General features: G+C 61.5%; 23 protein-coding genes and 1 tRNA gene. 23 read left to right on the top strand and 1 reads right to left on the bottom strand.

The genetic code is table 11. The annotated features are described in order from the left end of the window. Positions 1–202 precede the first annotated feature (202 nt). The 6 genes from rbfA to rpoD all read left to right on the top strand — a co-directional run bounded on the left by rbfA (position 203) and on the right by rpoD (position 7,238). Positions 203–619, top strand: a complete 417-nt coding sequence (rbfA, locus tag ACT8II_RS00715; protein ID WP_443812788.1) for a 30S ribosome-binding factor RbfA — start codon at positions 203–205, stop codon at positions 617–619. Between the two features lie 37 nt (positions 620–656). After that, positions 657–1,625: a DHH family phosphoesterase gene (locus ACT8II_RS00710; RefSeq protein WP_443812804.1), complete on the top strand. Its 969-nt coding sequence runs from the start codon at positions 657–659 to the stop codon at positions 1,623–1,625. Between the two features lie 94 nt (positions 1,626–1,719). After that, positions 1,720–2,670 carry a tRNA pseudouridine(55) synthase TruB gene (truB, locus tag ACT8II_RS00705; protein WP_443812787.1) on the top strand — a complete coding sequence of 317 codons (951 nt, stop codon included), beginning with the start codon at positions 1,720–1,722 and terminating at the stop codon, positions 2,668–2,670. Further along, positions 2,667–3,752 (top strand): riboflavin kinase, encoded by a 1,086-nt coding sequence (locus ACT8II_RS00700; protein WP_412108135.1) that lies wholly within the window; start codon positions 2,667–2,669, stop codon positions 3,750–3,752. The genes truB and ACT8II_RS00700 overlap by 4 nt, the downstream gene beginning before the upstream one ends. Beyond that, positions 3,749–5,803, top strand: coding sequence for a DNA primase (gene dnaG, locus ACT8II_RS00695; RefSeq protein ID WP_443812786.1), 2,055 nt, complete (start codon positions 3,749–3,751; stop codon positions 5,801–5,803). The genes ACT8II_RS00700 and dnaG overlap by 4 nt, the downstream gene beginning before the upstream one ends. A 91-nt stretch (positions 5,804–5,894) precedes the next feature. Then, positions 5,895–7,238 carry an RNA polymerase sigma factor RpoD gene (gene rpoD / locus ACT8II_RS00690; RefSeq protein ID WP_118653698.1) on the top strand — a complete coding sequence of 448 codons (1,344 nt, stop codon included), beginning with the start codon at positions 5,895–5,897 and terminating at the stop codon, positions 7,236–7,238. 169 nt (positions 7,239–7,407) lie between these two features. Here the strand turns inward: rpoD and ACT8II_RS00685 are convergent. After that, positions 7,408–7,482, bottom strand: a tRNA-Asn gene (locus ACT8II_RS00685). 456 nt (positions 7,483–7,938) lie between these two features. On the opposite strand from ACT8II_RS00685, the gene ACT8II_RS00680 reads away from it, so the two are divergent. The 17 genes from ACT8II_RS00680 to rpsT all read left to right on the top strand — a co-directional run bounded on the left by ACT8II_RS00680 (position 7,939) and on the right by rpsT (position 25,892). Next, entirely contained in the window at positions 7,939–8,952 is a 1,014-nt protein-coding gene (locus tag ACT8II_RS00680; protein WP_443812785.1) for a hypothetical protein, read from the top strand. 832 nt (positions 8,953–9,784) lie between these two features. Beyond that, entirely contained in the window at positions 9,785–11,506 is a 1,722-nt protein-coding gene (locus ACT8II_RS00675) for a LuxR C-terminal-related transcriptional regulator (RefSeq protein WP_443812784.1), read from the top strand. A 189-nt stretch (positions 11,507–11,695) separates the two neighbouring features. After that, a complete protein-coding gene (locus ACT8II_RS00670) occupies positions 11,696–12,430 on the top strand; it encodes a C39 family peptidase (protein WP_118653696.1) in 735 nt (244 codons plus the stop codon). Positions 12,431–12,825: 395 nt separating this feature from the next. Beyond that, a complete protein-coding gene (gene pyrR / locus ACT8II_RS00665) occupies positions 12,826–13,404 on the top strand; it encodes a bifunctional pyr operon transcriptional regulator/uracil phosphoribosyltransferase PyrR (RefSeq protein ID WP_118653695.1) in 579 nt (192 codons plus the stop codon). A 3-nt stretch (positions 13,405–13,407) separates the two neighbouring features. Continuing rightward, a complete protein-coding gene (locus ACT8II_RS00660) occupies positions 13,408–14,352 on the top strand; it encodes an aspartate carbamoyltransferase catalytic subunit (RefSeq protein WP_412108138.1) in 945 nt (314 codons plus the stop codon). Further along, complete coding sequence (locus ACT8II_RS00655; RefSeq protein ID WP_317440570.1) at positions 14,336–15,625, top strand: dihydroorotase; 1,290 nt, start codon at positions 14,336–14,338, stop codon at positions 15,623–15,625. The genes ACT8II_RS00660 and ACT8II_RS00655 overlap by 17 nt, the downstream gene beginning before the upstream one ends. A 117-nt stretch (positions 15,626–15,742) precedes the next feature. Continuing rightward, complete coding sequence (locus tag ACT8II_RS00650; RefSeq protein WP_118653750.1) at positions 15,743–16,513, top strand: dihydroorotate dehydrogenase electron transfer subunit; 771 nt, start codon at positions 15,743–15,745, stop codon at positions 16,511–16,513. 11 nt (positions 16,514–16,524) lie between these two features. Then, the gene (locus ACT8II_RS00645) at positions 16,525–17,433 is read left to right on the top strand and encodes a dihydroorotate dehydrogenase (protein ID WP_199588902.1); all 909 of its coding nucleotides are present in this window, start codon (positions 16,525–16,527) and stop codon (positions 17,431–17,433) included. After that, complete coding sequence (pyrF, locus tag ACT8II_RS00640; protein ID WP_118653691.1) at positions 17,427–18,152, top strand: orotidine-5'-phosphate decarboxylase; 726 nt, start codon at positions 17,427–17,429, stop codon at positions 18,150–18,152. Before ACT8II_RS00645 ends, pyrF begins: the two co-directional genes overlap by 7 nt. Positions 18,153–18,350: 198 nt before the next feature. Further along, positions 18,351–18,659 (top strand): integration host factor, actinobacterial type, encoded by a 309-nt coding sequence (gene mihF, locus ACT8II_RS00635; protein WP_118653690.1) that lies wholly within the window; start codon positions 18,351–18,353, stop codon positions 18,657–18,659. Continuing rightward, positions 18,660–19,229, top strand: coding sequence for a guanylate kinase (gene gmk, locus ACT8II_RS00630; protein WP_118653689.1), 570 nt, complete (start codon positions 18,660–18,662; stop codon positions 19,227–19,229). Positions 19,230–19,234: 5 nt separating this feature from the next. After that, positions 19,235–19,519, top strand: coding sequence for a DNA-directed RNA polymerase subunit omega (locus ACT8II_RS00625; protein WP_118653688.1), 285 nt, complete (start codon positions 19,235–19,237; stop codon positions 19,517–19,519). Further along, positions 19,520–20,791 (top strand): tRNA uracil 4-sulfurtransferase ThiI, encoded by a 1,272-nt coding sequence (thiI, locus tag ACT8II_RS00620; protein WP_443812783.1) that lies wholly within the window; start codon positions 19,520–19,522, stop codon positions 20,789–20,791. Between the two features lie 279 nt (positions 20,792–21,070). After that, complete coding sequence (locus ACT8II_RS00615; protein WP_443812782.1) at positions 21,071–21,823, top strand: ComEA family DNA-binding protein; 753 nt, start codon at positions 21,071–21,073, stop codon at positions 21,821–21,823. Between the two features lie 128 nt (positions 21,824–21,951). Then, a complete protein-coding gene (locus ACT8II_RS00610) occupies positions 21,952–24,225 on the top strand; it encodes a DNA internalization-related competence protein ComEC/Rec2 (protein ID WP_443812781.1) in 2,274 nt (757 codons plus the stop codon). Positions 24,226–24,367: 142 nt separating this feature from the next. Next, positions 24,368–25,327 (top strand): DNA polymerase III subunit delta, encoded by a 960-nt coding sequence (gene holA, locus ACT8II_RS00605; RefSeq protein ID WP_443812780.1) that lies wholly within the window; start codon positions 24,368–24,370, stop codon positions 25,325–25,327. Between the two features lie 304 nt (positions 25,328–25,631). After that, the gene (gene rpsT, locus ACT8II_RS00600; protein WP_118653683.1) at positions 25,632–25,892 is read left to right on the top strand and encodes a 30S ribosomal protein S20; all 261 of its coding nucleotides are present in this window, start codon (positions 25,632–25,634) and stop codon (positions 25,890–25,892) included. Positions 25,893–26,078 lie beyond the last annotated feature (186 nt).

Raw genomic sequence — 26,078 nt, 5'->3', positions numbered from 1 at the left:
TGATTGGACGCTCTTGCGCTCGCCCGAATCTGGGGCACCTGGAAAAGCCTTGAGGCACTTTGCTTGTACGATCTGGTTTGTCAGGACGAGCGAGTAGGGTGTGTAACGAGAAGAACCTTCGTGGGTATATGAGAGGGCAACGTGCGCGTGCGTGCGTTGTCCTTTCGTAGCCTACACAGACCTTTTGGGGAGCTGGTGTTGTATGAAGCAGACGCCTATGACCCGCCGCTTGGGTGAGCAGCTGCGCGAGAAGCTCGGATATATCCTTTTGTTCGAGATCTCCGATCCTCGTCTCGAGCTCGTGACGCTCACGGGTGTCGAGGTCTCCCAGGACCGTTCATTCGCACGCGTGTTCGTGAGCTGTGAAGGCGATCGCTATGAGGAGGTGCTGGACGTCCTTAACGCGGCCAAGGGCAGAATTCGCGGCCTTCTTGCGCGTTCGCTCGACTGGCGTGTGACTCCCGAGCTCCAATTTAAGATCGACCGTTCCACCGACGAGGCGGAGGCGATTAGCCGTGCCCTCGAGAACGTCCCTGCGACCCTCGCCGTCGAGAAGGACGAGTTCGGCTATCCCATCGAGGATGCCGATGTTGAGAAAGATATGAGTGATGAGCAATAGCACGTCGCCTTGTTCCGGTCGAAGCACGACGCCCGATATGTGGGCGGGTGTCATAGATTTCGTCGAGGGCGCCCGCACCATCGCGATCTCGGGGCACACGAATCCCGATGGTGACGCCCTCGGCTCGGTTCTCGGGCTCGGCGCTTCGATCAGGGCGCAGTTTCCCGACAAGCGCGTCGACTTTCTGCTTGCCGACGATGGCTCCATCCCGCGCATATACCGCTTTCTGCCCCTTGCCGGTGAGCTGGAGCCCGCCGTTCGGCATGCGGAGGCGTACGACCTGTTCATCTCGGTCGACGTTCCTACGCTCGAGCGTCTTGAGGACTCCGCTGCGGTGGCTAAGCGGGCTCGCGGTCGCGTGGTGATCGACCATCATCCCTCGCGTGAAGAGTTCGGTGACGTCACGGTGCGCGTGACGTCGGCTGCCGCGACCGCAGTCCTTGTGTACGAGCTCCTCGATGCTGCGGGGTGGCCCTGCACGCCTGACATCGCGTCGTGTCTCTTGACGGGCTTGATGACCGACACCGGGCGCTTTCAGTATCAAAACGCCAACCCCTCGGCGTTTGCTTGCGCCTCTCGTCTGGTCGACGCCGGTGCCCAGCCGGCACGGATCGCCCTCGAGGTGTACCAGAGCCAGCGCATTGAGTATCTGCATCTCGAGTCGATCGTGATGAGCCGTATCGAGACGCACGCGCGCGGTCGCGTTGCCTACAGCTACGCGTTTGCCAGCGATCTTGTCGAATGCGGTGTCAAGCCGGCGGAATGCGACGGCCTGGTCGATATCGTGCGCCAGGTTGATGGATCTGAGCTCTGCCTGTTTTTGCGCGAGAGCGAGCCGGGTGTGGTGCGCGGCAACCTTCGCTCGAAGGGCAAGCTCGACATCTCCGGAATCGCCGTCGAGCTCGGCGGCGGGGGGCACGCCGCGGCAGCGGGATTCACCTTCCATGGAACGGTTGCCGAGGCTGCCGAGACGGTGCTCCCCAAGCTGGAGGAGCTTCTCGCTTAGGGCTCGTCACACAAAGCACGACCAAGGGGGTGGGCGCGTGATGCGCATGCCCCTTGCGTACACGTGAAGATATTCGCCAGAAAGTGAGGATCGCATGGCGAAGCGCAAGCCGAGCGAGCTCAATCTCCTGCTCGCTGTCGATAAGCCGGTGGGTATCACCTCTCACGACGTTGTGTCCAAGGTGCGTCGCGCCCTGGGCGAGCGCCGCGTGGGTCATGCCGGAACCCTTGACCCGCTTGCCTCAGGCGTCATGATCGTGGGCGTAGGCCAGGCGACGCGGTTGTTGGGCCGAGTCACCCTTGACCGCAAGCGATACCTCGCGCGCATCACGTTTGGGGCCGAGACTACGACCGACGATGCGGAAGGAGAGGTGACGCGCACCGCTCCCGCAACGGACGATCTTAGTTCTCGGCTCTTCGCCTCGAGCATCCTCAAGGATTTTCTCGGTGAGCAGGAGCAAGTCCCGCCGGCGTACTCCGCGATTTCCATCGACGGTGTGCGATCGTACAAACGAGCCCGGGCTGGGGAGGATGTCGATCTCCCGGCGCGCACCATCGAGGTGTATGCTGCCGATCTCGTGGCGATAGACGAGGTCGATGGCCATGTTGTTTGGACGGCTTCGTTCGATGTGAGCAAGGGGACGTACATCCGCTCCCTTGCGCGCGACATCGGTCGCGCTGCGGGCAATGCTGCCCACATTTCCGACTTGCGCCGTACCGCCTCGGGTCCCGTTACGGCTGGCATGTGCCTGCGCATCGAGGACCTGTCGTGCGAAGGTGCTCGCGCCGCCGCGCTCGATCCCGCTGTCGTGCTCGGCATGCCCGTGCGTACGCTCAGCGATGCCGAGCTCGCCGCCGTTCTGAATGGTCGCGCGATACCGAACCACTTTGCGGGAGGCTCTCTTGGGCGCCCGACCGATGTTCCCATCGACACGCCGTGCGCGCTCACATACGGCGGCCAACTTCGCGCCATCGCGAGCTCCGAGGGCGATAACCTACGCATGGAGACGGTCTTTCCCCAGGGTATCGAAGGTGTTGCGCAATGACGCGCGTACAGGATGCGGCTTCATCGCATACGGGTGCGCACATGCCCGGGGCGCACATGCCCTCGCGTGCAGAGCTCGCGCGCGACTTTCTCGTTGCCCCCCTTGTCTCTGATGCCGATGTGAGCGGTAGCCATACAACCGTTATACGTGTGGGTGACGATGCTGCGCCAACGACGCCCGTGCCGTGCGTCGTTGCCATCGGGGCGTTCGACGGTGTCCACCGGGGTCATCTCGGCCTGCTTTCCCGAGCGCGTCGTGATGCAGCTGAGCGTGGGGTTGCTGCCATCGCCGTCACGTTCGATCCCGATCCGGATGAGGTGGTGGGTAAACGTCCCGCACTCAAGCTCCTGAGTATCGCCGATCGCATCAAAACCCTTAGGGCGTCGGGCACGGGTGTGGTGGTCGTTCCGTTCACGCGCGAGCTCGCCGCCCTCGATCACGTGGCCTTTTTTGAGCAGGTCCTCGCTCCGTATGTGGATATCCGCGCGATACACGTTGGCGTCGATTTTCGCCTTGGTGCACGTGGCGCCTCGACCGTCGATGTCATTCGTGCCTGGGGTGCGAATCGCGGTGTTGAGGTTACGGGTCACGAGCTGCTTATCGATGGCGACGCACCCATCACGGCCACGCGCATCCGGCGCCTGATCGCCGCGGGTGACGTCGTGGCCGCCGCTGGTGAGCTCGGACGACGGTTCTACGTACACGGTGTTGTTGCGCCGGGGCGCGGAGAGGGCACGGGTATGGGATTTCCCACTGCCAATATCGAGGTCCAAGCGGACATACAGATGCCCGCCGATGGCGTCTACGCGGGATTCGCACGTGTTGGAGGCGAGGTCTGGTCCGCCGCGATCAATGCCGGCGTGCCCCCGATGTTTGCCGACTCCGCCGCGTCCGCCCGCCTTGAGGCCAATCTTATTGGCTATCACGGTGACCTGTACGGCCGGGAGGTCTCCATCGCGTTCGATCGCATGGTGCGTCCCTCGCGTTCATTCGAGTCCATTGACGCGCTTATCCGGGCGGTCGAGGGGGATATCGCACAGATTGCGACAGATTATGGTACGACGCCGGTGAGGATCGCATGATTTCTGAGGACGACAAGAACAAGGTACGTGACGCGACCGATCTCGTCGCGCTCATCCAAGAGACCGTCGAGCTCAAGCCGCGCGGCAACACCGACCTCTGGGGTTGCTGTCCGTTCCACGGCGAGAAGACGCCTTCCTTCCACGTGATTCCCTCCACGCAGGTGTGGCATTGCTTTGGCTGCGGTGAGGGCGGCGACGCGTTCACGTACGTCATGAAGCGTGAGAACCTGAGTTTTCCCGAGTCCATTCGGTACCTAGCGGATCGCGCGGGCATCGAGCTCGAGGAGGAACGCACCTTCAAGCGTTCCGGCACCAAGCGCAATCGCCTTATCGAGGTTTGCGAGGCGACCGCCGAGTTCTACCATACCCTGCTCATGCGGGGTAAAGACGACCGCGGTCGCGCATACTGCAAGGGGCGTGACCTCGATGCCGCCACCTGTCGCATGTACCACCTGGGGTTTGCGCCCGGCCATGGCGCGCTCGTGCGCTATTTGGGGTCCAAGGGGTTTGCGCCGCAGGAGATGATCGATGCCAATGTGGCGTTCCGCAGTCGCAGCGGCGGGCTTGTCGACCGCTTCTTCGACCGCGTGATCTTTCCTATCTACGACGAGCAGGGTCGGTGCATCGCGTTCGGCGGGCGCGCGCTCGATAAGGAGAAGACGAACGCCAAGTATCTCAACACGTCCGAGACGCCCATCTTCCACAAAGGCAAGAACCTCTATGGGTTCAACTGGGCCAAAGATCACATCGTGAACGCGAACGAGGTCATTGTGGTCGAAGGCTATATCAGTGCGATGAGCTGCTGGAAAGCGGGTATCGAGAACATCGTGGCCGTGCTGGGGACTGCGCTCACCGAATCGCACGTCAAGACGCTTACGCGCTTCACCAAGAAGATCATCTATATGTTCGACGGCGACGCCGCCGGGCAAAAGGCGGCTCGCCGCGCGATCCAGTTCATCGAGAAGGACGACATCGACCTGCGCTGCGTCATCCTGCCCGACGGTCAGGATCCCGATGACTTCGTACGCGCAAACGGCGGCGAGGCCCTGCGGGCGCTTCTCGATCAGTCCATTCCGCTCATGGACTTCGTCTTTGGAAAGCTCGAGGAGGAGAGCGATATCTCCACACCGGGTGGTCGCGCCAAGGCCATGCGCTCTGCGCTCGAGCTCATCTACCCGCTGCGTGCGAGTTACATGATCGACGGCTATTACATGCAGATCGCCGACCGCCTGGGACTCGACGTTGAAATGATCCGCTCGAACGCCGGCAAGGTGTTTCGCGAGGTTCAGCAGCGCGAGGAGACCAATCGCCGTCGCGAGCAGCAACGCGAGCGCGCTCAGGCGGAGCGTGAACGTATCGGTGCCGAGGGCGGGGGAGCGCCTCGCGCGCGCGGGAGTGAGACGATTGCGTCCGTCGGGAGTGCGCCTGCCGCTCCTGGAGCCACCTCCGCCGTCGACTATCCGCCATATGATGAGCCGTTCTATGAAGACGCACCGTACGATTACGTTCCGGATGCTCCCGATGTCGTTGGTGCGGAACCACCCGCGCGCAACGAGGACGCGGCGCTATCCATGCTCACCGACCTCGAGCGCCGTCAGCTCGCCTGCGAGCGTGAGCTGCTGACCATGCTCACCACCTACCCCGACGCGTTCAGGCCGTTTGCGGAACGCATCACCGAGGTTGAATGGGTCGATTCCCGCAACGAGACGATAGCCTGGTCTGTTCTCGCAACACCCGAGGGCACGGGAGCCGCTGAGGTCATGTCGGCCGCACGCGCGGTGTGCCCCGAGGCGGCGCAGCTCGTTTCGGCCGGTATGATCTCTGCGACGAGCAGGCATCCTACAGAGACAAACATCGCCTTCCTGCTCGACACGCTCGAACTGTACACGGCACGTCGTCGCATGAAGGCCGCGCAGTCGCGCCTGCGGTCCAACAGCACGCTTTCGAGCGATGAGCGCAGGGGGCTCGCCATCCAGGCAACACGGGATGCCGCGCGCATTCGAGAGCTCGAGCGGGCCGTTGAGGGGATAGCCGACCCCTTCCGGCAATAACGAGATTGTCAGAAAAGCGCAATCTTCTGGCACAATTGGGTATAGAACCGTGGTAAAGTAATGAATCCTATGTGCTAAGAAGGGAGCATCTGTGCCAAGAAAGACTCAAAGCACTGAATCCGCGCTGGACGCGACCATCGAAAAGCTGCTCAATCTCGGCTCGAAGTCCGGTTCCGTCACTGAGGACGAGATTCAGGTTGCCCTCAAGGATGTCGATGTAACTGATGCACAGCTGAGCTCTATCTACCAATTCCTCCGCGATCGCGGCGTCGAGATCGTCTCTGCTACCGAAGACGACGAGTCCGAGCTGGTTGTGGACGATGATGACCACGACGTTATGAGGGACGAGGATCTCGACGGGGACGAGAGCGACGAGGACCACGACCTCAAGATGGCCAAGCGCGCGGATGCCGAGATGGCCTCGACCAAATCGAAGAAGAAGGCTCGTACCGTGCGCACCACGCGCAGCCGTTCGCGCGCTCGCGGCATCGACGCCTCAACGGTCATGCTGACGGGTGACCCGGTTCGCATGTACCTTAAGGAAATCGGCAAGGTCGACCTGTTGACGGCCGCCGAAGAGGTCGACCTGGCCATGAAGATCGAGGCCGGCCTGGACGCTGCCGACAAGCTCGAAAAGCAGGAGGCTGGCGAGCTCGAGCTCACCCGTGCCGAGATGCGCCGCCTCATGCGTGTTGAGCAGGTGGGTTTGGACGCCAAGCAGGCGCTCATCTCCGCGAATCTCCGCCTGGTCGTGTCCATCGCCAAGCGCTACGTGGGTCGCGGCATGCTCTTCCTCGACCTCATCCAGGAGGGCAACCTCGGTTTGATCCGCGCGGTCGAGAAGTTCGACTATGAGAAGGGCTTCAAGTTCTCCACGTACGCCACGTGGTGGATTCGCCAGGCCATCACGCGCGCAATCGCCGACCAGGCCCGCACCATCCGTATTCCGGTCCATATGGTCGAGACCATTAACAAGCTCGTCCGCGTGCAGCGTCAGCTGCTTCAGGATCTCGGTCGCGACCCGACCCCCGAGGAGATCGGCGCCGAGATGGACATGAGCGCCGATCGCGTGCGCGAGATCCAGAAGATCTCTCAGGAGCCCGTGTCGCTTGAGACGCCCATTGGTGAGGAGGAGGACTCCCAGCTGGGTGACTTCATTGAGGACGCCCAAGCGGTCGTTCCCGCCGATGCCGCGAGCTTCTCCATGCTGCAGGAGCAGCTCACGCAGGTGCTCGATGGCTTGGCTGAGCGCGAGCGTAAGGTTATCGAGCTGCGCTTTGGCCTGGTCGACGGCCATCCGCGCACCCTTGAGGAGGTTGGCCGCGAGTTTGGCGTTACGCGTGAGCGCATTCGCCAGATCGAGTCCAAGACCTTGGCCAAGCTTCGTCACCCCAGCCGCTCCAGCAAGCTCAAGGATTACCTCGAGAACTGCTAAGTCAATACGAGAGCGTGTTCTTTTCGCCCCTTGCGAGCCCTGTGCTCCAAGGGGCGCTTTTCATGCTTGCCTGGTGGGTCAGAACCCAGGCTTTCGTACTTGCAGGGAAGGGATTGCGATGGCTCATCTGTATACAAAAAGACCCGCGAAACTGCGGGTCTGAAAATTCTGGCTCCTCGAGTAGGACTCGAACCTACAACAACGCGGTTAACAGCCGCGGGCTCTACCATTGAGCTATCGAGGAATTGTCAAGCTGCTCATGTGCTGTGCTCCTGAGCAACGAAGTTAATTATACGGAACGTGCCGCGTGACGCAAGCCCCAATTTTAAAAAAGTTTTTGAGCCGCGGATGGGCCATGGTCAGGAACCGTGGATGGCCTTGCTGATGCCTGTGCCTGCGCATCGATGAATAGCTGTAGGGTTTTGATGCCATGCGCTACGCATTTGTGCATTCTGCCGCGCTGTTCACAAGGAGAAGGGCCTGAATCTGTCGAAAGGTCGATATTGCGCGCGATTTCAGCGACGCGTAACCTTTATCGTTATTGGCGACAAACGTAAGGTAGGGCATGTCATCGGTTGATTCATATCCGTTGATTACAGACAGCCGTCCTACCAACGGGTGATGATTTCCTCGGCGCTCGAAGATGAGCGTTCGCCAAGCTGTAGTTGCTTGGGTGTGTTCGTCTCATATGGAGGTAGACATGTTTGGGTTGCATCGCAATCGGCGGGAGTCAGACGAGGCGCGTCCGCTCGGAAAACTTACACGCGCCGAGGCCGTGGGTGGGGTCGCCATAGCCGCACTTGCGGTTGGCTCGATGCTCATTGGGGCGCCTGTGGTTGCCCGTGTGCTCCCTGCCGCGGCAGATACGCTTAAGGCGTCGATCCCCAGCCAGGAGAGCCCCACGGCTGCTACTGATCGCGCTCAAAAGGAAGGCGGGGTTTTATCGACGTCGGCCAAGGAGCGTGCGGAGAGCGGTGAGTACCCGGAACTCACGCCGGAAAGCGGGCCATGGATTGGGCGTCCTGCTCAGAACGTGCTCGTTGATCGCGCGTACACATCGCGTCGTATCGAGTTCCCCGTGGGCAAGGCCATCACGCTCAACAATGAGGAATGGGCTGCAAGCGAGGCCAAGGTGACGTTTGGGTGGACGGGTACCATGCGGGTGACGTGCAACGGCGCAACTGCATATGAGGATTACGCCAGTGCCGGCATAGCCCAAAATGCCCTCAACTTCGATGCAAACTCCGCCGATTGGCAGGACAAGGCAGAGGCGATTGGCTTTGGCCGTGAGCCGTACCAGCTGGTTGTGGTTGACATGACGTTCGAAAACGTTGATGCCACGCCGCAGACGGCAGACCTCGATGAGTTCTATGCTGCTTATCTCGGCTTGTACGATGAGTCAAGTTCCATTGGGGACTATGCACAGGAGGGTTATTTCTTCGCGTGGTCTAGCTGCGACCACGAGGTTCGCGATGAGCATGCCGAAGGCGATGGTGTGTGGACGTCGAGCTCGTTCTCGTTGGACCCCGGTGCGTCACAAGACGTTCAGGTGGCATTTTGGGTGCCAAAGCGCGAAGTCGAGGAGGTGCGTGCGGGCAAGGGTGAGTTTGTCGCCCGCATTGGCGACACCTTTGAGTCCGAAGGGGACGCCGGGGATCTGCATTATTCCTCTAAGGCTGTTTCTTGGCGTCTTGACCTACAGGAAGGCAAGTGAGTAGCCTCGACGGTGCATGTTTGTCGCGGAAGTGATGGTTACAATTCGGAGCATGATGCAAAGGCAGAACGTACATATTCCAACGGTGTTGTGGGTTGCCTGGGGCATACTGCTCTGGGCAGGTTATCCGGCGATGGGAGAGAGCGCCTCGATGAGCCGCGACCCCGTTTTCACGGCGATGGCGCTGGGGGTTTGGATCGTTGCGGCGGTCCTGCTGTTGAACCCGGGGCTGTGCAATCGGCTCACTGTTCCTCGCCGTGTGTTTGGCGGGGCGGCCACGTTTGTGGCGGGGTGCTCATACACTCTGGTGCAGGTGTTCGCGGGTTTCCTAATGGGCCAGCTGCCCTATGTGCTTGATGAGCGCCTCATCTGCCTCATTGCGTCTGCAATTGCCGCTGCATGCTGGTCTTGGGAGGGGTTTTTCCTTGCGAAGGGGTGCGGGGGACGTGACGATGCGGGACCATCGGGCGTCTCCCGTGTTTTTGACGCGCGTCGAATGCGCATGGTGCCAGCGTTGTTCTTTTGCATCGGATGTTTACGGCCTCTCGCCATGATGTGGTGCTTTCCCCATTTTGCATGTGGGGCTTTGTGGGGAACGCAGGTTGTGGGGAATCCGATGGCGAGCTTGGGGCTCGTGGCATCCGTGATAGGCGTCGGCATGTGGGTGGTTCGAATTGCGCGGCCTGGTGTTGGAAGTCCCACGGGAGTATCACGGCGTTACGCATGCGCCCTGCTGGGCTCATATGCATCGGGCGAAGTCGCCTCCTATGCGGCTTCGTGTGCGATTCCTCTAAGGGGGCCATTTGGAGAGCTTGCCTCCTATGGCCTGTGCATGGTTCTGGTTGTGGCGGTGATCGCCTGCGTGTTTGTGGTCTGGCGGCATACGGGACAAGAAGCTGTGGAGGGCGGAGCCGACGAATCGTCTTTGGACTTGGACGAGGGAGACGAGCGGCGGCATGAGCGACTGGCTGAGACGTACCATCTGACGGAGCGCGAGACAGTGTGCCTCCTCCTTGCGCTGGATGGGATGACCTCCGCTGCCATCGCGGAGCGATTGGGCATCAAGGCTCCGACCGTTCGTGCGTATCAGCAACGTGCGTACCGCAAGATGGAGGTCGCCTCGCTCACAGAAGCACGCGAGCTGGTCGCCCGGCAGGCAGTCGTTGAGCCCCTGTCATCACCAGACACGCCTACTCCGAATGAACGAGAGTCCTTTAAGCGTCGCGGCTCGGGTCGTCTCCGTGGTGTTCAGCGCGCATCGCGTGCGTTCTGCTCGGCAACAGTGGGTTTTGCCATCGCTTCGGTTGCCCTGCCAACCGCTCTTGACCAGTCATGGGGCGCGGGCGACGTTGTACTTCGCGCAGGGATCGTGATGGCATGCACGGCGGCTGCATGGGCATTTTCCCACACGGGGACGGATGGGGGCGTCACGGCTTCTCTGCGCTCTGCGCATAAGCTGTCCTCTTCCCGGGGAGGACGCTTGGTAGGCGACGAGGCCTTCGAGCCGTTCGGCCCGCAGGCTCGAGCTGCCACGTGGGGAGTCCTATGCGAGATCGTCTTCGCGTCGGCAATTCCGGGATTTTTGAGCTGCGCTGCCATCGTGGCCATCGTGCTCTGTGCAATCTCCTCGTCCATCTCTTGGATGTGTCATCACGATGCCGGAGGGGCGGCAATCTCGTTTGTTCCCGTCGTCCCCACGTCTCCGGGCGTGACGCTTGACGTTCTCCATGTTGTCTACTTGGCGCTGCTTTCCCTTATGATCGGCATTGCTTGGGAGGAGGTGTGGCGCTCGGCCTCGCCGCTCAGCTTCGCACCGCTCATGATGCCACTGTTCGGATGCATCATCGTTATGTGCGTTGGAGGGCTACGCTCCCAAGGGGTGGGGGCCACGCGCCAGCTTCTCAGCGGCACGCTGGTGGTTGTGTCTGCTGCGGAATCAGGGCAAGCGTCCGTCGCCCTCTTTGGCACGTCCGTGCTTGTAATCTACCTGCTCGCATTGTCTTTACGCAACACGGTGCGGATGTCGGCTCGTGGGTTGCCGCTCTGTGCGCTGTTTGGGGTGGCGGGCATCCTCGGCGGTGGCAAGGTGACGAATGTGTACGCCGACCTCTCATATGCCCAGTTTAGAGATGTGGTTTTCGGAGGATACGCGTCCATGGGAGATGTCGTACCGGCGAGCGGCATGGGCGATGTCAGAACCGCGATGCTCGTGGCGATTGTCACCTGTCTGGCCTTGTTGATGCTCCTGACCGTATGGGCGGGTGTTCGGCTTCTTACCGATGTCCGTAATGAGCGCTATGCCGCGGCGCTCCTCGCTTCTCACAATGCGGATCGTTCTCGGCTGGAGAGTTACCTTGCAGGTCGAGGCCTCAACTCTGTCCAGGTTGAAGTTGCGCTGCGTATCGTCGCGGGGGAGTCGGGCCCACAGATCGCCCGCGCGATGTGCTATTCAATCGGCACCGTCAACTCCGCCCGGGATGCCGCCTATCGACTGCTACGCGTTCATCGTCGCGCCCAGCTTGTTGCTTTGCTGCGAAGGGATGCGGGGCTTTAAGGCACTGAACAATGTCCTTCTCGAGTGTTTCCACGCCGTGTGCGCCTGTCATCAGGCGCACACGGCGTATTCATATCCTCTGATGGCAGACGAAGCCGTTCGCGCCTCCTATGTTCCTTGTCGACGTATGACCGCGATGCGCGTGCATGAGCCGCGCTCGAGGAAACACGGGGAAAGGAAGGCCATCGGATGTCTGAATTGCTCAATGGCGGGTGTCGTGCTGGTAGGCCAAGGCGCAAGCACGCTGGACGCAAAGGATGTGCACTGTTGATGCTTTTAGCGATGTGCTTGGCCGCTGCATGTGCATGGGGAAGTAGCTTCGTGTTTGGAGGGCCATCCTCACGTCTAGAGGAGTTTCCCAGGCGTTCGCAGGAGCCCATCGTCGCGCCGCTGTACCAAAACCCGGAGTATCCGTCGGGATGCGAGGCGTTTTCGCTCGCTATGTGTCTGCGTTCGATGGGGTATTCGGTTGAGCCTTCCGCGCTCATAGACACGTACATGCCGACCGACCCCACGTGGAGCGATTTCGTCAACCATTTTGCAGGCGACGCGCGGAGTTCCGGCAGCGCCATGCCGCCCGCCGTGGTAGTCTGCGCAGATGCGTATGCGGCTGCCGTGGATGCGCCACTCCACGGCGTTGAGCTCACCGGGTGCTCCTTCGATGAGGTTGCAACAGTTGTCGAACGTGGGTACCCCGTGCTCACGTGGATCACGACGGATTTCGAGTCACCGCGCTTTTCCACCACGGGCGCACGTGGCTATCGCCTGTATCGGAACTTCCATTGCGTATTGCTTTACCGTGTTCAAGGTGGGGTTACCTACGTCGCCGATCCGCTCGTCGGCCTCGTCGAGTACGATACGAACTCATTCCAAACCCTGTGGGAGGAATGCGGCAGCCTCGCGATGACAGTATCGGAATCGTAGAGGCAAGTCTCCGTTGCGACGCGTGGCGACCTGTGGGTGCCCAGGGATATACCCCGAATGCGAGTTCCGCACAAGCCGAAGGCCACTTAATGTGGCCTTCGTGCGAGCAGGACTGTTCGAGCAGGCGGGGTATATCCCTGGGCATCAACAGGTCGCCATCTTCGCTTTTTATGCGCTCCGCGCGAAATTCTATTCACCATGTTCGACATCCGCCATACCGTGTACAATGGACAAAGACCTTTAAGTGCGTACGAGATACCACAAGGACCATCAAGCGGGGCGCCCGCGCCCAGCATATATGCCTTCCTGTGATGCTCGCACGCCAAGCGGTCGGGCATTATTTTTTTGACCTGCAATTGTCGCAGGTCAAGAGTGTAAGGAAGGAGTTCGAGAGCATGTCTTCACCTAAGGCCGTCATCATGGATGACACCGCGATCAACCGCGCCATCACCCGCATTGCGCACGAGATCGTCGAGAAGAACGAGGGCGTTGAGGACCTCGCGCTTGTGGGTATCGTGACCCGCGGCGATTTGCTCGCAAAGAAACTCGTGGACGAGATCGAGCGTATCGAGGGGGTGCGCGTCCCGCTGGGAAGCCTCGACATCAGCTTCTACCGCGACGACTACCTCACCAACTTCGCTCCTGCGGTCCACGCCACGGACATCGCGTTCAACCTGGATGCCAAGCGCATCGTGCTCGTGGACGATATTCTCTACACCGGCCGCACCATCCGCGCCGCCCTCGACGCCATCATGGACCTGGGTCGCCCCAGCCGCGTCGAGCTCGCCGTCCTCGTTGACCGCGGCCATCGCGAGCTGCCCATCTGCCCCGACTTCGTGGGTAAGAACGTCCCGTCCTCTCACGAGGAGAACGTCCGTCTGTATCTTGAGGAGGTCGACGGCCGTTCCGCCGTCGAGATCTTCGACGTCGCGCCGGGTGGCCACGTTGGCTCCGCGCCGCTGGGAGGCGAGTAATCCGTGTTCAACAACCACAAGCACCTCATCGACATCTCCGAGTATTCCGATACCGAGCTCATGACCATCCTACAGACCGCCAGGGCGTTCTCCGAGGTCAACGAGCGCGCCATCAAGAAGGTCCCCACGCTTAAGGGCAAGACCATCGTTAACATGTTCAACGAGCCCTCTACGCGCACCCGCAGCTCCTTCGAGCTGGCCGAGAAGCGTCTTTCCGCGGACACGCTGAACTTTGGCGGCTCCTCCACCTCCACGGTGAAGGGCGAGAGCCTCATCGACACCGTCATGACGCTCGACGCCTATAAGATCGACTGCATCGTCGTGCGCGACAAGCACGCCGGTGCGCCTCACATCGTGAGCCAGGCGAGCCCTGCCGTCGTCATCGACGCCGGTGACGGCAAGCACGGCCACCCCACCCAGGCGCTGCTCGACCTGTACTCCATCTGGGAGCGCAAGGGAAGCTTCGACGGCCTCAAGGTGGGCGTCGTGGGCGATATCGGTCACTCCCGCGTGTGCGGCTCCCTCATCCCCGCGCTCAAGATCATGGGTGCCGAGGTCACGGCCGTGGGCCCCAACACCCTCATGCCGCCCCGTCCCGACATCCTGGGCGCCGACCATGTGTCGAACAGCCTCGACGATGTCCTTCCCGACCTGGACGTCGTCTACATGCTGCGCATCCAGCGTGAGCGTCTTGAGGGCGCCCCGTTCCCGAGCGAGCGCGAGTATCACCGCCTCTACGGTCTCACCAAGGCCCGCGAGGGTCTCATGAGGCCCGATGCGATCGTGTGCCACCCCGGCCCGATCAACCGTGGCGTCGAGTTCGACTCCTACATGCCCGACCATCCGGAGCGCTCCGTCATCCTCGACCAGGTGTACGCCGGTATCTGCGTGCGCATGGCTGCCCTGTATCTGCTGCTTGGAGGTGCCGATAATGGCCTTGCTTCTTAAGAATGCCCACGTCGTCGACCCTGCCGTCGAGCTTGACGGATGTGTAGACGTGCTCGTCGAGGGCGACAAGATCGCCGCTGTCGGCGAGAACCTCACGTGCGATGCTGCCGAAGTCATCGATCTTACCGGCAGGTATCTCGTCCCCGGTCTGGTGGACATGCACGTGCATCTGCGCGAGCCCGGCTTTGAGGCCAAGGGCGACATCGAGTCCGAGACCGCCGCTGCCGCGCACGGTGGCTTCACCGGCGTGTGCTCCATGCCCAACACCAAGCCCGTGACCGACAACGGCGTCGTGGTCGAGTACATCAAGTCCGTCGCCGCCGCCAAGGGCCACTGCCGCGTGTACCCCTCCGGTGCCATGACGAAGGGCCTCAAGGGCGAGATCATCTCCGAGATGGGCGATATGGTCGAGCACGGCTGCGTGGCCTTCACCGATGACGGCCATGGCGTCCAGGGCGCCGGCATGCTGCGCCGCGCCATGGATTACGGCCAGATGTTCGGCAAAGTCTTCATGAGCCATTGCCAGGACGAGGACCTCGTGGGCGATGGTCAGATCAACGAGGGCGCCGTCTCCACCCGTCTCGGCCTGCTCGGTTGGCCGGCGGAAGGCGAGGAGCTCCAGATCATGCGCGACATCATGATCGCCGAGCTCACCGGTGCCAAGCTGCACATCCAGCACATCTCCACCGCCAAGGGCCTGGATATGGTGCGCGCCGCCAAGGCCAAGGGTCTGCCCGTTACCTGCGAGGCTACCCCGCATCACCTGTTCCTCACTGAGGATGCCATCGACGGAACCTACAACACGTGCTTCAAGGTCAACCCGCCGCTGCGCACCGCCGCCGACGCCGAAGCCCTCATCGCGGGCGTCATCGACGGCACCGTGGATGCGATCGCGACCGACCACGCCCCGCATTCCGATTGGGAGAAGTCCCGCGAGTTCGAGCTCGCTCCGTTCGGCATGACCGGCCTCGAGACCGCGCTCAGCCTGGTGATCACCAACCTGGTCAAGACGGGCAAGATCACCTTCGCCCGCATGGTCGAGCTCATGGCTATCGAGCCCCGTAAGATCCTCGGGCTCGATCAGGTCACGATCGCCGAGGGCAGCGTCGCCGACCTCACCGTCTTCGATGCCGATGTCGCTTGGACCGTGTCTGAGGACGATTTCGTCAGCCACGCCAAGAATTCCGGATTCAAGGGCGCTGAGCTCACCGGTCGCGCCACGGATGTTTTCGTGGGTGGAAAGCGCACGCTCGCCAACGGCGTCGTTTGCTAAGATAGCTGTATCTGCATAGCGCGGCCCCTCGATTTGTCATTGCGGGGCCGCGCGTACATCTTGACCATGCACCGCATGGGGAGGGGAGCATATATGCCGAATCCTTCACCTGCGCGCATGCACGATTTCGAGGTCGTCACGAACGAGAAGATCGCCGATGGCATCTTCTCGCTCGTCATTTTGGCCCCGCGTCTCGCATCCGCGCTCAAGCCCGGCCAGTTCGTCAACGTTCGCGTGCCCGGCGATGCCAGCGAGCTGCTGCGCATTCCGCTGAGCTATGTCGCGGCTGATCCGCAGGCAGGTACGGTAGAAATCTGGTATGCCGTTGTGGGTAATGGAACGCAGCGCATGTCGGAGTGGAAGCCCGGCTTTAAGAGCGACCTTCTTGGCCCCGGGGGCCATGGCTGGTGCGTGCCCGAGGATGCCAGCCGGGTGCTCGTGGTGGGCGGCGGCATCGGCGTGCCGCCGGTGCTGTGCCTTGCGCGCGATCTCGCGGCGGCGGGTGTTGCCGTTGACGCCTGCGTGGGCGCGGCGACGGCCGACAAGCTCGTGGGCGTTGAAGACTTCGAGGCGCTGGGTTGCGGCACGGTTCGCGTTGCCACCGACGACGGTTCTGCCGGCAGCTGCGGCTTCTGCACCGATCCCGCTGCCGAGCTCTTGGCCGCCGGCGGGTACGACTACGTGGCCACATGCGGTCCCGGTGTCATGATGAGCAAGGTCGCCCAGGCGGCAGCGGATGCCGGCGTGTATTGCGAGGCGTCTCTCGAGCGCATGATGAGCTGCGGGTTTGGCGCCTGCAGCACGTGCAACGTCGAGACGACCTCCGGCATGCAAGGCGCCTGCATGTGCGGTCCCGTGTTCGATGCATCCAAGGTGGTGGTCTGGTGAGCCAGGTGAATATGGCCGTCGATTTCGGCGGCGTCAAGATGAAGAACCCCATTAACACCGCGTCGGGGACGTTCGGCCAGGGGTGGCAGTTCTCCGAGCTCATGGACGTGAGTCAGCTCGGCGCCATCACCACCAAGGGTTGTGCGGCGGAGCCCTGGCCGGGCAATCCCGCACCCCGCATGACCGAGGTCCGCGGCGGCATGATGAATTCCGTGGGCCTTCAGAATCCCGGCGTGGAGGCCTTCGCGCGCGATTACGGTCCATGGCTCGACGAACTCACGGGCAAGGGGACGCAGGTGATCTGCCAGGTTGCCGGTCACTCCACGGAAGAGTACGTCCGCGCCCTCGAGATGTTCGATGAGCTGTGCCCGTGGGCGGCTGGCTTTGAGATCAACGTGAGCTGCCCCAACATCGCAGCTGGCGGCGCCGCCTGCGGCTCGACCCCCGATGGCGCCGCGGAGGTCATGCGCGCGTGCCGTAAGGTGACCGATCGCCCCCTGTTCGTGAAGATGGCCCCCGTTCGCATTCCCGAGATCTCCCGGGCGCTCGAGGCGGAGGGAGCTGATGGCCTCACCGTCATCAACTCCATTCCCGGTATGGCGATCGATGTGCATACGCGCCGCTCCAAGCTCTCCAAGCCCACGGGTGGTTTGTCCGGTCCGCTGTGCCATCCCATCGCGGTGCGCATGGTGTGGGAGGCCGCCAATGCGGTCGATATTCCGGTCTGCGGCGTCGGTGGCGTCATGACCGGTGAGGATGCCGCCGAGTTCATCTTGGCCGGCGCTTGCTGCGTCTCGGTTGGCATGGCGAGCTTCGTCGAGCCAGACGCCTCTGTGCGCATCCTGCGCGAGCTCGAGGAGTGGGCGGAGAGCCAGGGCGTTCGTGATATCAACGAGCTGATCGGAGCCTTTGAATGCTAGAGGCGGACGCCCGCGACCGCGTTATCGTCGCCATCGACTGCGACCGTACCCGCGCCCTCGAGCTTGCCGATGCCCTGTCCGGGCACGCCAAGTGGCTCAAGGTGGGCATGACGCTCTTTTATGCCGAAGGTCCGCAAATCGTTCGCGAGTTCAATGAACGTGGGTTCAAGGTTTTCCTGGATCTTAAGTTCCACGACATCCCGCATCAGGTGCGCGGAGCCGCTCGTTCTGCCGCGCTCGCCGGTGCGAACCTGTTGTCCGTGCATGGTTTGGGTTCCGGTGCCATGCTCGCGGCCTGCCGCGAGGGGGCGGAGGAGGCTGCCGAGATTCGCGGTAGTCGTCCCAAGCTCGTTGCCATCACCGTGCTCACGAGTATGAACCAAGATGCCCTGACGCAGATCGGCGTCGATTCCCCTGTGGCCGATGAGGCCGCCCGTCTTGCGTCGCTCGCGCAGGCCAACGGCATCGACGGTATCGTCTGCTCTCCCATGGAGGCACGGGCAATGCGTGAGCTGTTGGGGCCGGATGCGCTCATCGTCACGCCCGGGGTCCGTCCCGCTGGTGCGGAGCTCGGCGACCAGTCCCGGGTTGCAACGCCCGCTCAGGCCATCGAGCGTGGTGCGAGCCATATCGTGGTGGGGCGTCCCATCACAGGGTCAGAGGACCCCGTTGCCGCATACGAGGCGATCGTCGAAGAGCTGGTACGGGGCGTGAAGTAATGATGGAGCGGGCACCGTGCCTGTCCAAACGGTGTCCGCATAGCCTTTAAACAGGCATTTCTCGGTTCTTTTCTCCGTTTTGCTTGCATTTCGCCAGTGCATGGACTACCCTAAGGAGCCGTTAAAGGTTCAAATGCGCACGTAAATGCCCATATTGGAATCTTAATTCGTATGAGTAACCCGTTATTGGAGGTACACATGGCGCTTCCTCAGCTCACCGATGAGCAGCGTAAGGCCGCTCTCGAGAAGGCCGCTGCCGCCCGTCACGCCCGTGCCGAGCTTCGCGAGAAGATCAAGAAGGGCGAGACCACGCTCGAGTCCGTTCTTAACTCCGACGACCCGATCGCCTCTCGCATGAAGGTCTCCACGCTCATCGAGTCCCTTCCTGGTTACGGCAAGGCCAAGGCCGCCAAGATCATGGACGAGCTGGGCATCTCCGCCACCCGTCGCGTCCAGGGCCTCGGCGTCCGTCAGCGCGAGCAGCTCATCGAGCAGCTCACCAAGTAAGTGGGTCTCATCGAGCCAAAGCTCTTTGTGATTTCCGGGCCGTCAGGCGCAGGGAAGGGTACGCTGGTCGCGCGCGTTCGCGAACAGATGCCTAATCTGGGTCTGACGGTTTCCGCTACCACGAGAGCTCCGCGCGCCGGCGAGGTGGACGGCGTGAATTACTATTTCCTGACCGACGATGAGTTCTCCGCGCGGATTGAGGCCGGCGAGTTCATCGAGTGGGCACAGGTGCACGATCATCGGTATGGCACGCTTGCCAGCGAGGTCGAACGCAATCTGGCCACCGGTCAGTCCCTCATCTTGGAGATCGACGTGCAGGGAGCGCTCGCCGTCAAAGAGCGGTTCCCCCATGCCGTCCTCATCTTCATCGAGCCCCCGTCGCTCGAGGTTCTGCGTGAGCGCTTGATCGGCCGTGGATCGGAAACGTCTGAGTCTCTCGAGCTTCGCCTGCATACCGCCGAGAGCGAGATGCATCTGCGTGATCGCTACGACGAAATCGTGGTGAACGATGACCTCGATCGCGCGACTGAGGAGCTCATTGCCGTACTGCATCGTCACGAAAGGAACTGATTCCAGTGTCTGTTGTGAAGCCCGCCATCGATGACTTACTGGAGAAGACCGACCACAACCGGTTCCTTCTCTCCGCTCTTGCGTCCCAGCGCGCAAGCGATATCAACAACATGTTGCGCGGCCAGCACAATCGTGTGCTCGCTGTTCAGGATACGGATGACCTGACCGTACTGCTCTCTGGCAAGGACACCATCTCCATGGCCATGGAGGAGATCGTCGATGGCACCATCTCCTATGACCACGCCCGCTATGAGGCCGCCCTTGGCCACATCGACCCGTCGGAAGCGTAGATGGCCAGCCGCGTTTGCCTGGTGCACTATCACGAGATAGGACTCAAAGGCAAGAACCGAGCTCGGTTCGAGCGCATCCTCATGGACTCGTGTAAGGCGGCTTTGGCCGCCTTTTCCGTTTCGTGCGTGACGCGCATTTCTGGGCATATCCTCATCACCTTCTCCACCAAGGGCGAGGCCGAGCGCGCCATGCCGCTGATCGCTCAGGTTCCGGGTGTCGCACGTTGCTCTCTCGCGTTTCATACCAACCGTGAGCCCTCCGAGTACTGTCGGGCGGCGATCGACGCGCTTGCAGAGTTCGGCCCGTTTGACACGTTCAAGGTTGCCGCTCGCCGATCGAACACCGATTACGGGCTCACGAGTATGGACCTCAACCGACAGGTGGGCGAGGCGCTTTGCCTCGCGTATCCCGAGAAGAAGGTCCAAATGCGCGAGCCCGATGCCACTGTCCACGTGCTGGTCGTTCAGGGCAGCGTCTATGTGTACGCCAAGAGCATGCGGGGTGTTGGCGGCCTGCCCCAGGGTAGTGCCGGCAAGGTCGTGACGCTGCTCTCCTCAGGTATCGATTCTCCAGTCGCCACATGGCAGCTCGCCCGTCGCGGCGCTGTTGTGGTGCCCATCCACTTCTCAGGTCGTCCACAGACCGCCGATACGAGCGAGTACCTCTGCCAGGACATCATCGAGCAGCTTGCACCTGCGGTGCAGATCGGTCGCATGTACGTGGTGCCTTTTGGCGACTGCCAGCGCGAGATTTCGCTTAAAACACCCTCAGACCTGCGCGTTATCATGTATCGCCGCGTCATGTACGCGGTGGCCGAGCGCATTGCGAAGATCGAGGGGGCAAAGGCGATTGTCACGGGCGAGTCGCTGGGACAGGTTGCCTCCCAGACGCTCGAGAACATCATGGCCGTAAACGAGATTGTGGACATTCCGGTTTTTCGTCCGCTCATCGGATCCGATAAGCAGGAGATCATCGAGCGCGCCAAGCAGATCGGAACGTACGAAATCTCCTGCCAGACGGCGCCCGATTGCTGCACCTTGTTCATGCCCCGTCGACCCGAGACGCATGCGAAGCTCGACGCCGTTCACGAGGCGTGGAACATGTTCGATCACGAGACGATGATCGATTACCTGGTTGAGCACGTTGAGTACGTTGATTTTACCGCTCCCGTCTACAAGCGTCCGCGCGCCATGCGTGAACGTCACGACGAGCTTGCGCCGCGCTTCGTCCGCTTGAAGACGGATGAGTCCGAAGACTTTGCAACGGAATGATTGCCGTGCTGCCGTAGGTAGGCTGATGCGAATGGGGTTGAGACGATATGGTCGTTTCGACCCCGTTCTGCTTTTGGAGCCATCCCTACCGAGATCGCGGGCCCTCCCTCCCTTGGTCCCATGTCCATCTCACCGCGAAGCCCTTGCCTTTTGCGGGCAGGAACCTTGCCTGACGTGTCAGTCGCGTGCCCGAGCCCTCAACAGAGCATTGAAGACTTTCTAAAAAACTCCCGAACTCATCGTACGGGCACTGCAACGATGGATGGGGGAGGTGGTGACATGGCTCAGGTTGAAAAGAAGCGTGTGGCCCTCGCAACGCGCGTCGCGCTGTACCTGCGTCAGAGACCGATCGCGTGCTTCACATTCGCACTGGCGACAGGACTGGTACTGGGGGCGGTCGGACTTGGGATTCTCTTTGCCGGGGGAGTCGCGAGAGATGGATTTGCCTCGGCTGATGGGGTTGAGATACGACGCGATGTCGACTCGGATAAAGGCACTGACATCGATTTTGGGGGCACAGATGAAACGGAGGCCGATGGAGCGGGAGCCGATGGGGAAACAGGGGACTCGCTCGACGCCATCATCGTTGATGTTGCCGGGGCGGTGACGGCACCAGGCGTCTTTGAACTCGAAGCGGGTGCGCGTGTGGGCGACGCGATCGCCGCCGCGGGGGGAGCTCTTGGCGAAGCTGATTTGTCGCGCGTGAATCGCGCGGCTAGGGTATCGGATGGACAGCAGATCTACATTCCGCGTGTTGGTGAGGAGCTGTCCGAGAGCGTGCTTGCGGGCGGATCTTCATTGGGAGGTGGCGCGTCGACGGGAGACGGAGATGCGGGTGGCTCCCTCGTGAACATCAATACAGCAGGCGAGGCGGAACTCGACGAGCTGCCGGGTGTTGGGCCCTCGACAGCGCGTTCAATCATAGAAGACCGCGACGCGAACGGACCCTTTGCCACCATCGAGGACCTTATGCGTGTGAGCGGCATAGGGGAGAAGAAGTTCGAAAAGCTTAAATCGGGCATCTGCGTGTGATGGCGATGCGCGGGGGTGTAGTTGAGAAGCCCGTACGTCCGTATATTCCGCCCACGGCCTTTTTGGCGATCGGGTCATGTGCATCCGCCGCATGCGTCATGCAGATAGGTTGGACGCGGCGGGCACAAGTGACGGTTGCGCCTTGGGGCGCCATCGGGGCGTTGGTCGTTCTTGGATGCGCGCTGGCACTGTTCGCATGGCGTTTCATAGCTCGTTGGGAGGGGACCGCTCATGGAGATGACGCGGGGTCATTTCCCGGTCGCTACGTGCGTCTTTCGCTGGTGTTTGCCGGCGTCGGGTGCGCGGTTGCTGCTGCGATCTCGGGCGTGGAGCTCGCCGGTTGGGAGCATCGCCTGCACATGGCGGGGTCTGCATCGGTAAGCGCCTGGCAGTTCATCACCATAGGAGACCCGAGTCTCGGCGAATACGGGGCATCCTCAACTGTCGAGTTGGTTGACTCCGGTATCCCTACCGGTGTTCGGCTAAGAGCGACCACGGGACGCACCATCGAATCCGGTGCGGCGCTTAGGGTTGTCGGGCACATCGAGCGGTTGGAAGAAGGTGATTGGGCACGCGGGAGGTTCATGAGGGGCGAGGTGGGAGTTCTCGATGTCGCCAAGGTTTTGGAAGTGGAAGAGAATGCGTCTAGCTCGCCCGTCGCTGTGGCGCGCACCGTTGCGCTTTCCATCCTTGATTCAGCGTGCGGTCCATCCCGGGCCTTGCTGGCTGGTGCGGTTTGCGGGCGCGTGACGGAGCTCGCGCGGGAAGACGCGTACGATGCGTTCTCTCGCTGTGGCCTCACGCACCTTGTCGCCGTGTCTGGGAGTCATCTGGCTTACATATCCGCGATGCTTGAGATGCTGCTGCGGCGCTTACGCTGCGGGCGCGCGGCAAAAAGTGCGGCGCTTCTGGTAGTCATGGCGCTGTACGTGATGTTCACCGGGGGTGCGCCCTCTGCGCTCCGGTCGGTCTCGATGGTCGGTCTGGCTACGGCAGCAATCCTCGGTGGGCGTCGATCGCACGCCCCCTCTGCCCTCGCTCTCACGGTGACGGCCCTCGTCTGGCTCAATCCGGGAGTTGTGTACGATCTTGGGTTCCAGCTTTCGGCGCTCAGCGTCTTGTTCATTGGGGTGCTTGGCCGGTATGTCTCGTATGCCCTCGCGTGCCTTCGGCTGCCGACCGCAATTGCCGAGCCGCTCTCCCTCTCTCTTGTCGCACAGTGGGCGACACTCCCTGTAACCTTGCCGGTGTTCGGTGAGGTGTCGCTCGTCGCGCCATTGGCGAATCTCGTTGTGGGGCCGGTAATGACGGGGCTGCTGATGGCGGGGCTTGGGGCGACGGCAGTCGGGGAGGTGGTGTATGGCGTGGGTGTGCTTGCGGACGTGCCAGAGGCGTTGATCGATCGTGTTGCCGATGCGGTCTTGTGGCTGCCCGACGCCCTGGCGCAGCTCGCTATCTTTCTCGCGCGGCTCTTGGCCGCCGTTCCCTATGCATCGATGACGGTCGTCGTTCCTTGGTGGTTGCCGGTACTTGCATATGGTGCGGCGATTGTGGTCTATGTGAGGTGGCGCGATGTCTCGGCGCGTCGAGTCTCGTGCATCATCGGTTTGCCGCCGTTGCTGCTCGTGGCGCATATCCTGCGATGGTCGATGTTCGCCCCGGCACAGGTCGCGATTCTTGACGTGGGACAAGCCGATGCCATTCTCATTCGCGATGGCTCGAGGACCATGTTGGTCGATGCGGGCGTCGACAATGCCGTCGTAGAGGCGCTCGCGCGAAACAACGTGTACGCGCTGGACGCGGTGGTCGTGACACATTGGGATCGCGATCACTGGGGCGGTCTCCCCGATGTGCTCGATGCCATGCCGGTCGGCCAAATCGTCGTTGCCTGCGGCGCATCTGCGCATGCGCCTTCCGAGCTCTCAAGCGTCTCTCAAGAGATTGTCGAGGTGCAAGCAGGCGATGTAATCCGTGTGGGGGAGTTCGCCTGTAGGGTTGTATGGCCCCAGGGTTTGGTCTCTGGTGAGGAAAACGCCGACTCCCTCTGCTTGGACGTATCGTATGGCAATGGTGAGGGGGCGAGTCTGGACATGCTTCTTACGGGTGATACGGAACAAGATGAGCTTGCGGAATACGCGGATGAGGCGGGGGATATCGACGTGCTCAAAGTGGGTCATCATGGTTCAGAGATCGCTGTTGCCGAGAAGCCGCTTGAGCTGCTGGATCCCGAACTCGCTGTGGCGAGTGCGGGCGAGGGGAATTCCTACGACCATCCCGATCCGGTGTGCGTGTCACTGCTCGAACGAGCCGGTGCGCGTTTTCTGTGTACCAAGGACGTGGGCGATGTGATCATTCGTCCGGGAAAGACGGGTCCTGTCGTTAAGACCCAGGGGATTCAATGACGGGAACGAGGAAGGTGAAGGGCCGGAATGCCGGTATTCGGTATCCGAGGAACTCTTCAAGGTCCGCATCGGGGTATAGTTGATGAAATTCTTCGCCCGTCAGGGATACAGCGCCTGACGTGTCGTTTCGAAAGGGGTGCGTATGGCCGGGCAAGGGCTGTTGCCAGGATATTTGATCGTGGGATCCGACGAACTCAAGAGCTCGCGTGCCGTCGAGCGTATGCGTGCTCGCCTGGAGAAGTCGGGCATGGTCGAGTTCAACCTTGATGAGCGCGATATGACCAAAGACCCGCAGATCGACGATATCGTCGCCTCCCTCAATACCTTTCCCATGGGGGCTGAGTTCCGATTGGTCATTCTGACCAACTGCGACAAGCTCCCTAAGGCGATGAGCGAGCCCCTTGTCGAGTATTTTGCCAATCCGTCCCCGACGACCGTGTGCCTGGTGGTGGCCACCTCTCTTGCCAAGAACACGCGTTTGTATAAGGCGATCAAGAAGCTTGGCGATAAAGCGATTATCGACTGTGCGCCCAAAAAGACATGGGAGATGCCACCCCAGGTGGTCAAGATGGCAGCAGCTCATGGGAAGGCGATGGGCCTTCCCGCCGCCGAGGCGCTGGTTGCGCGCTCGGGAGAGAACACCAGGATGCTTGACAACGAGCTCAAGAAGCTCGCGTCCATGGTCACAGGGTCCGAGATAACGCTTGCCGATATTGAACGACACGTTATGCGGACCGCCGAGGTCAAGCCCTGGGAGTTCTTAAACGCCGTTGCCGCGCGAGACCTTGTGCGTTCGCTGGAGTTGCTCAAACTCCAGCCGGCAAAGAGCGAGGTCAGGCTGTGGTCCTTGCTCGTCACACGTCTGCGCGAATTGATCATTGCGAAGTCCCTCGACACCCGAGGGCAGGGGAGCCAGCTTGCCACCACGTTGGGCGTCCAGGGTTGGCAGGTTAAGAACCACCTTTCGTGGGCGCGACGCTGGCGCATGGACGAGCTGCTCGAGGCCTTGTCCCAGGCGATCGAGGTCGAGCTTGCGCTCAAGGGTTCGCGCGACAGCGAGCTGGCGTTACGTATGTGGGTCATCTCCATGACCAGTCGCTAACTTCAGGGCTCGGGATGCCAAACTGGTCCGACGAGTTATCGTTGCATGTGCGGCCCTCGTCATGGGCAGTTGATAGGTGCAGACTTGGGAAATGGCAAGTGGCCCCGGCGGCTCGCACGGATCGCATATGAGCGTACGGGCTCGCATCTTACTTGTGAATTCCGCAAGTAACCTGCACAATTACGCAATGCGGCTTGCGCCGCGGCTGGACCGCGTGTAAAATACTCGCCCGTATGACCTCAACAACCGTGTCTCAGAGGCCGGATAGTAAGACCTTGTAAGTACCCGAAAGGAACCGAACCCGATGGCAAACATCAAGTCCCAGAAGAAGCGCATCCGCACCAACGAGATCGCTCGCGTCCGTAACAAGGCGATCCGCTCCGAGCTCAAGACCGTGATCAAGCACGTTAAGACCGCCGTCGAGGCTGGCGACAAGGCTGCTGCCCAGGCTGCTGCCACGACCGCCTACCGTAAGCTCGACAAGGCCGTTGCCAAGGGCGTTATCCACAAGAATCAGGCCGCCAACCGCAAGTCCGGCGTCCAGAACCTCGTGAACAGCCTCTAGGTCTTCGCGAACAATACGCTTTGCAACGGGCCCCGTTCTCACGGGGCCCGTTTTTTGCCGCGACTCGCTTTCGGGACGTGCTGGCGCGTGTCGGGGCACGGGCTTGAGCTTCGGACACTCTTCACGCGGTGTTTGGTAGCACAACTCGACAAAACTTCATGAAATGGGCGTGCGGCAGAAATCTTG

Origin of the sequence: Collinsella sp. (genome assembly GCF_052346665.1) — a bacterium.
In the GTDB taxonomy this organism is placed as follows: Bacteria; Actinomycetota; Coriobacteriia; order Coriobacteriales; family Coriobacteriaceae; genus Collinsella.
Note: the sequence above shows the minus strand (reverse complement) of the source record. Positions and strands in the feature narration are given on the sequence as shown.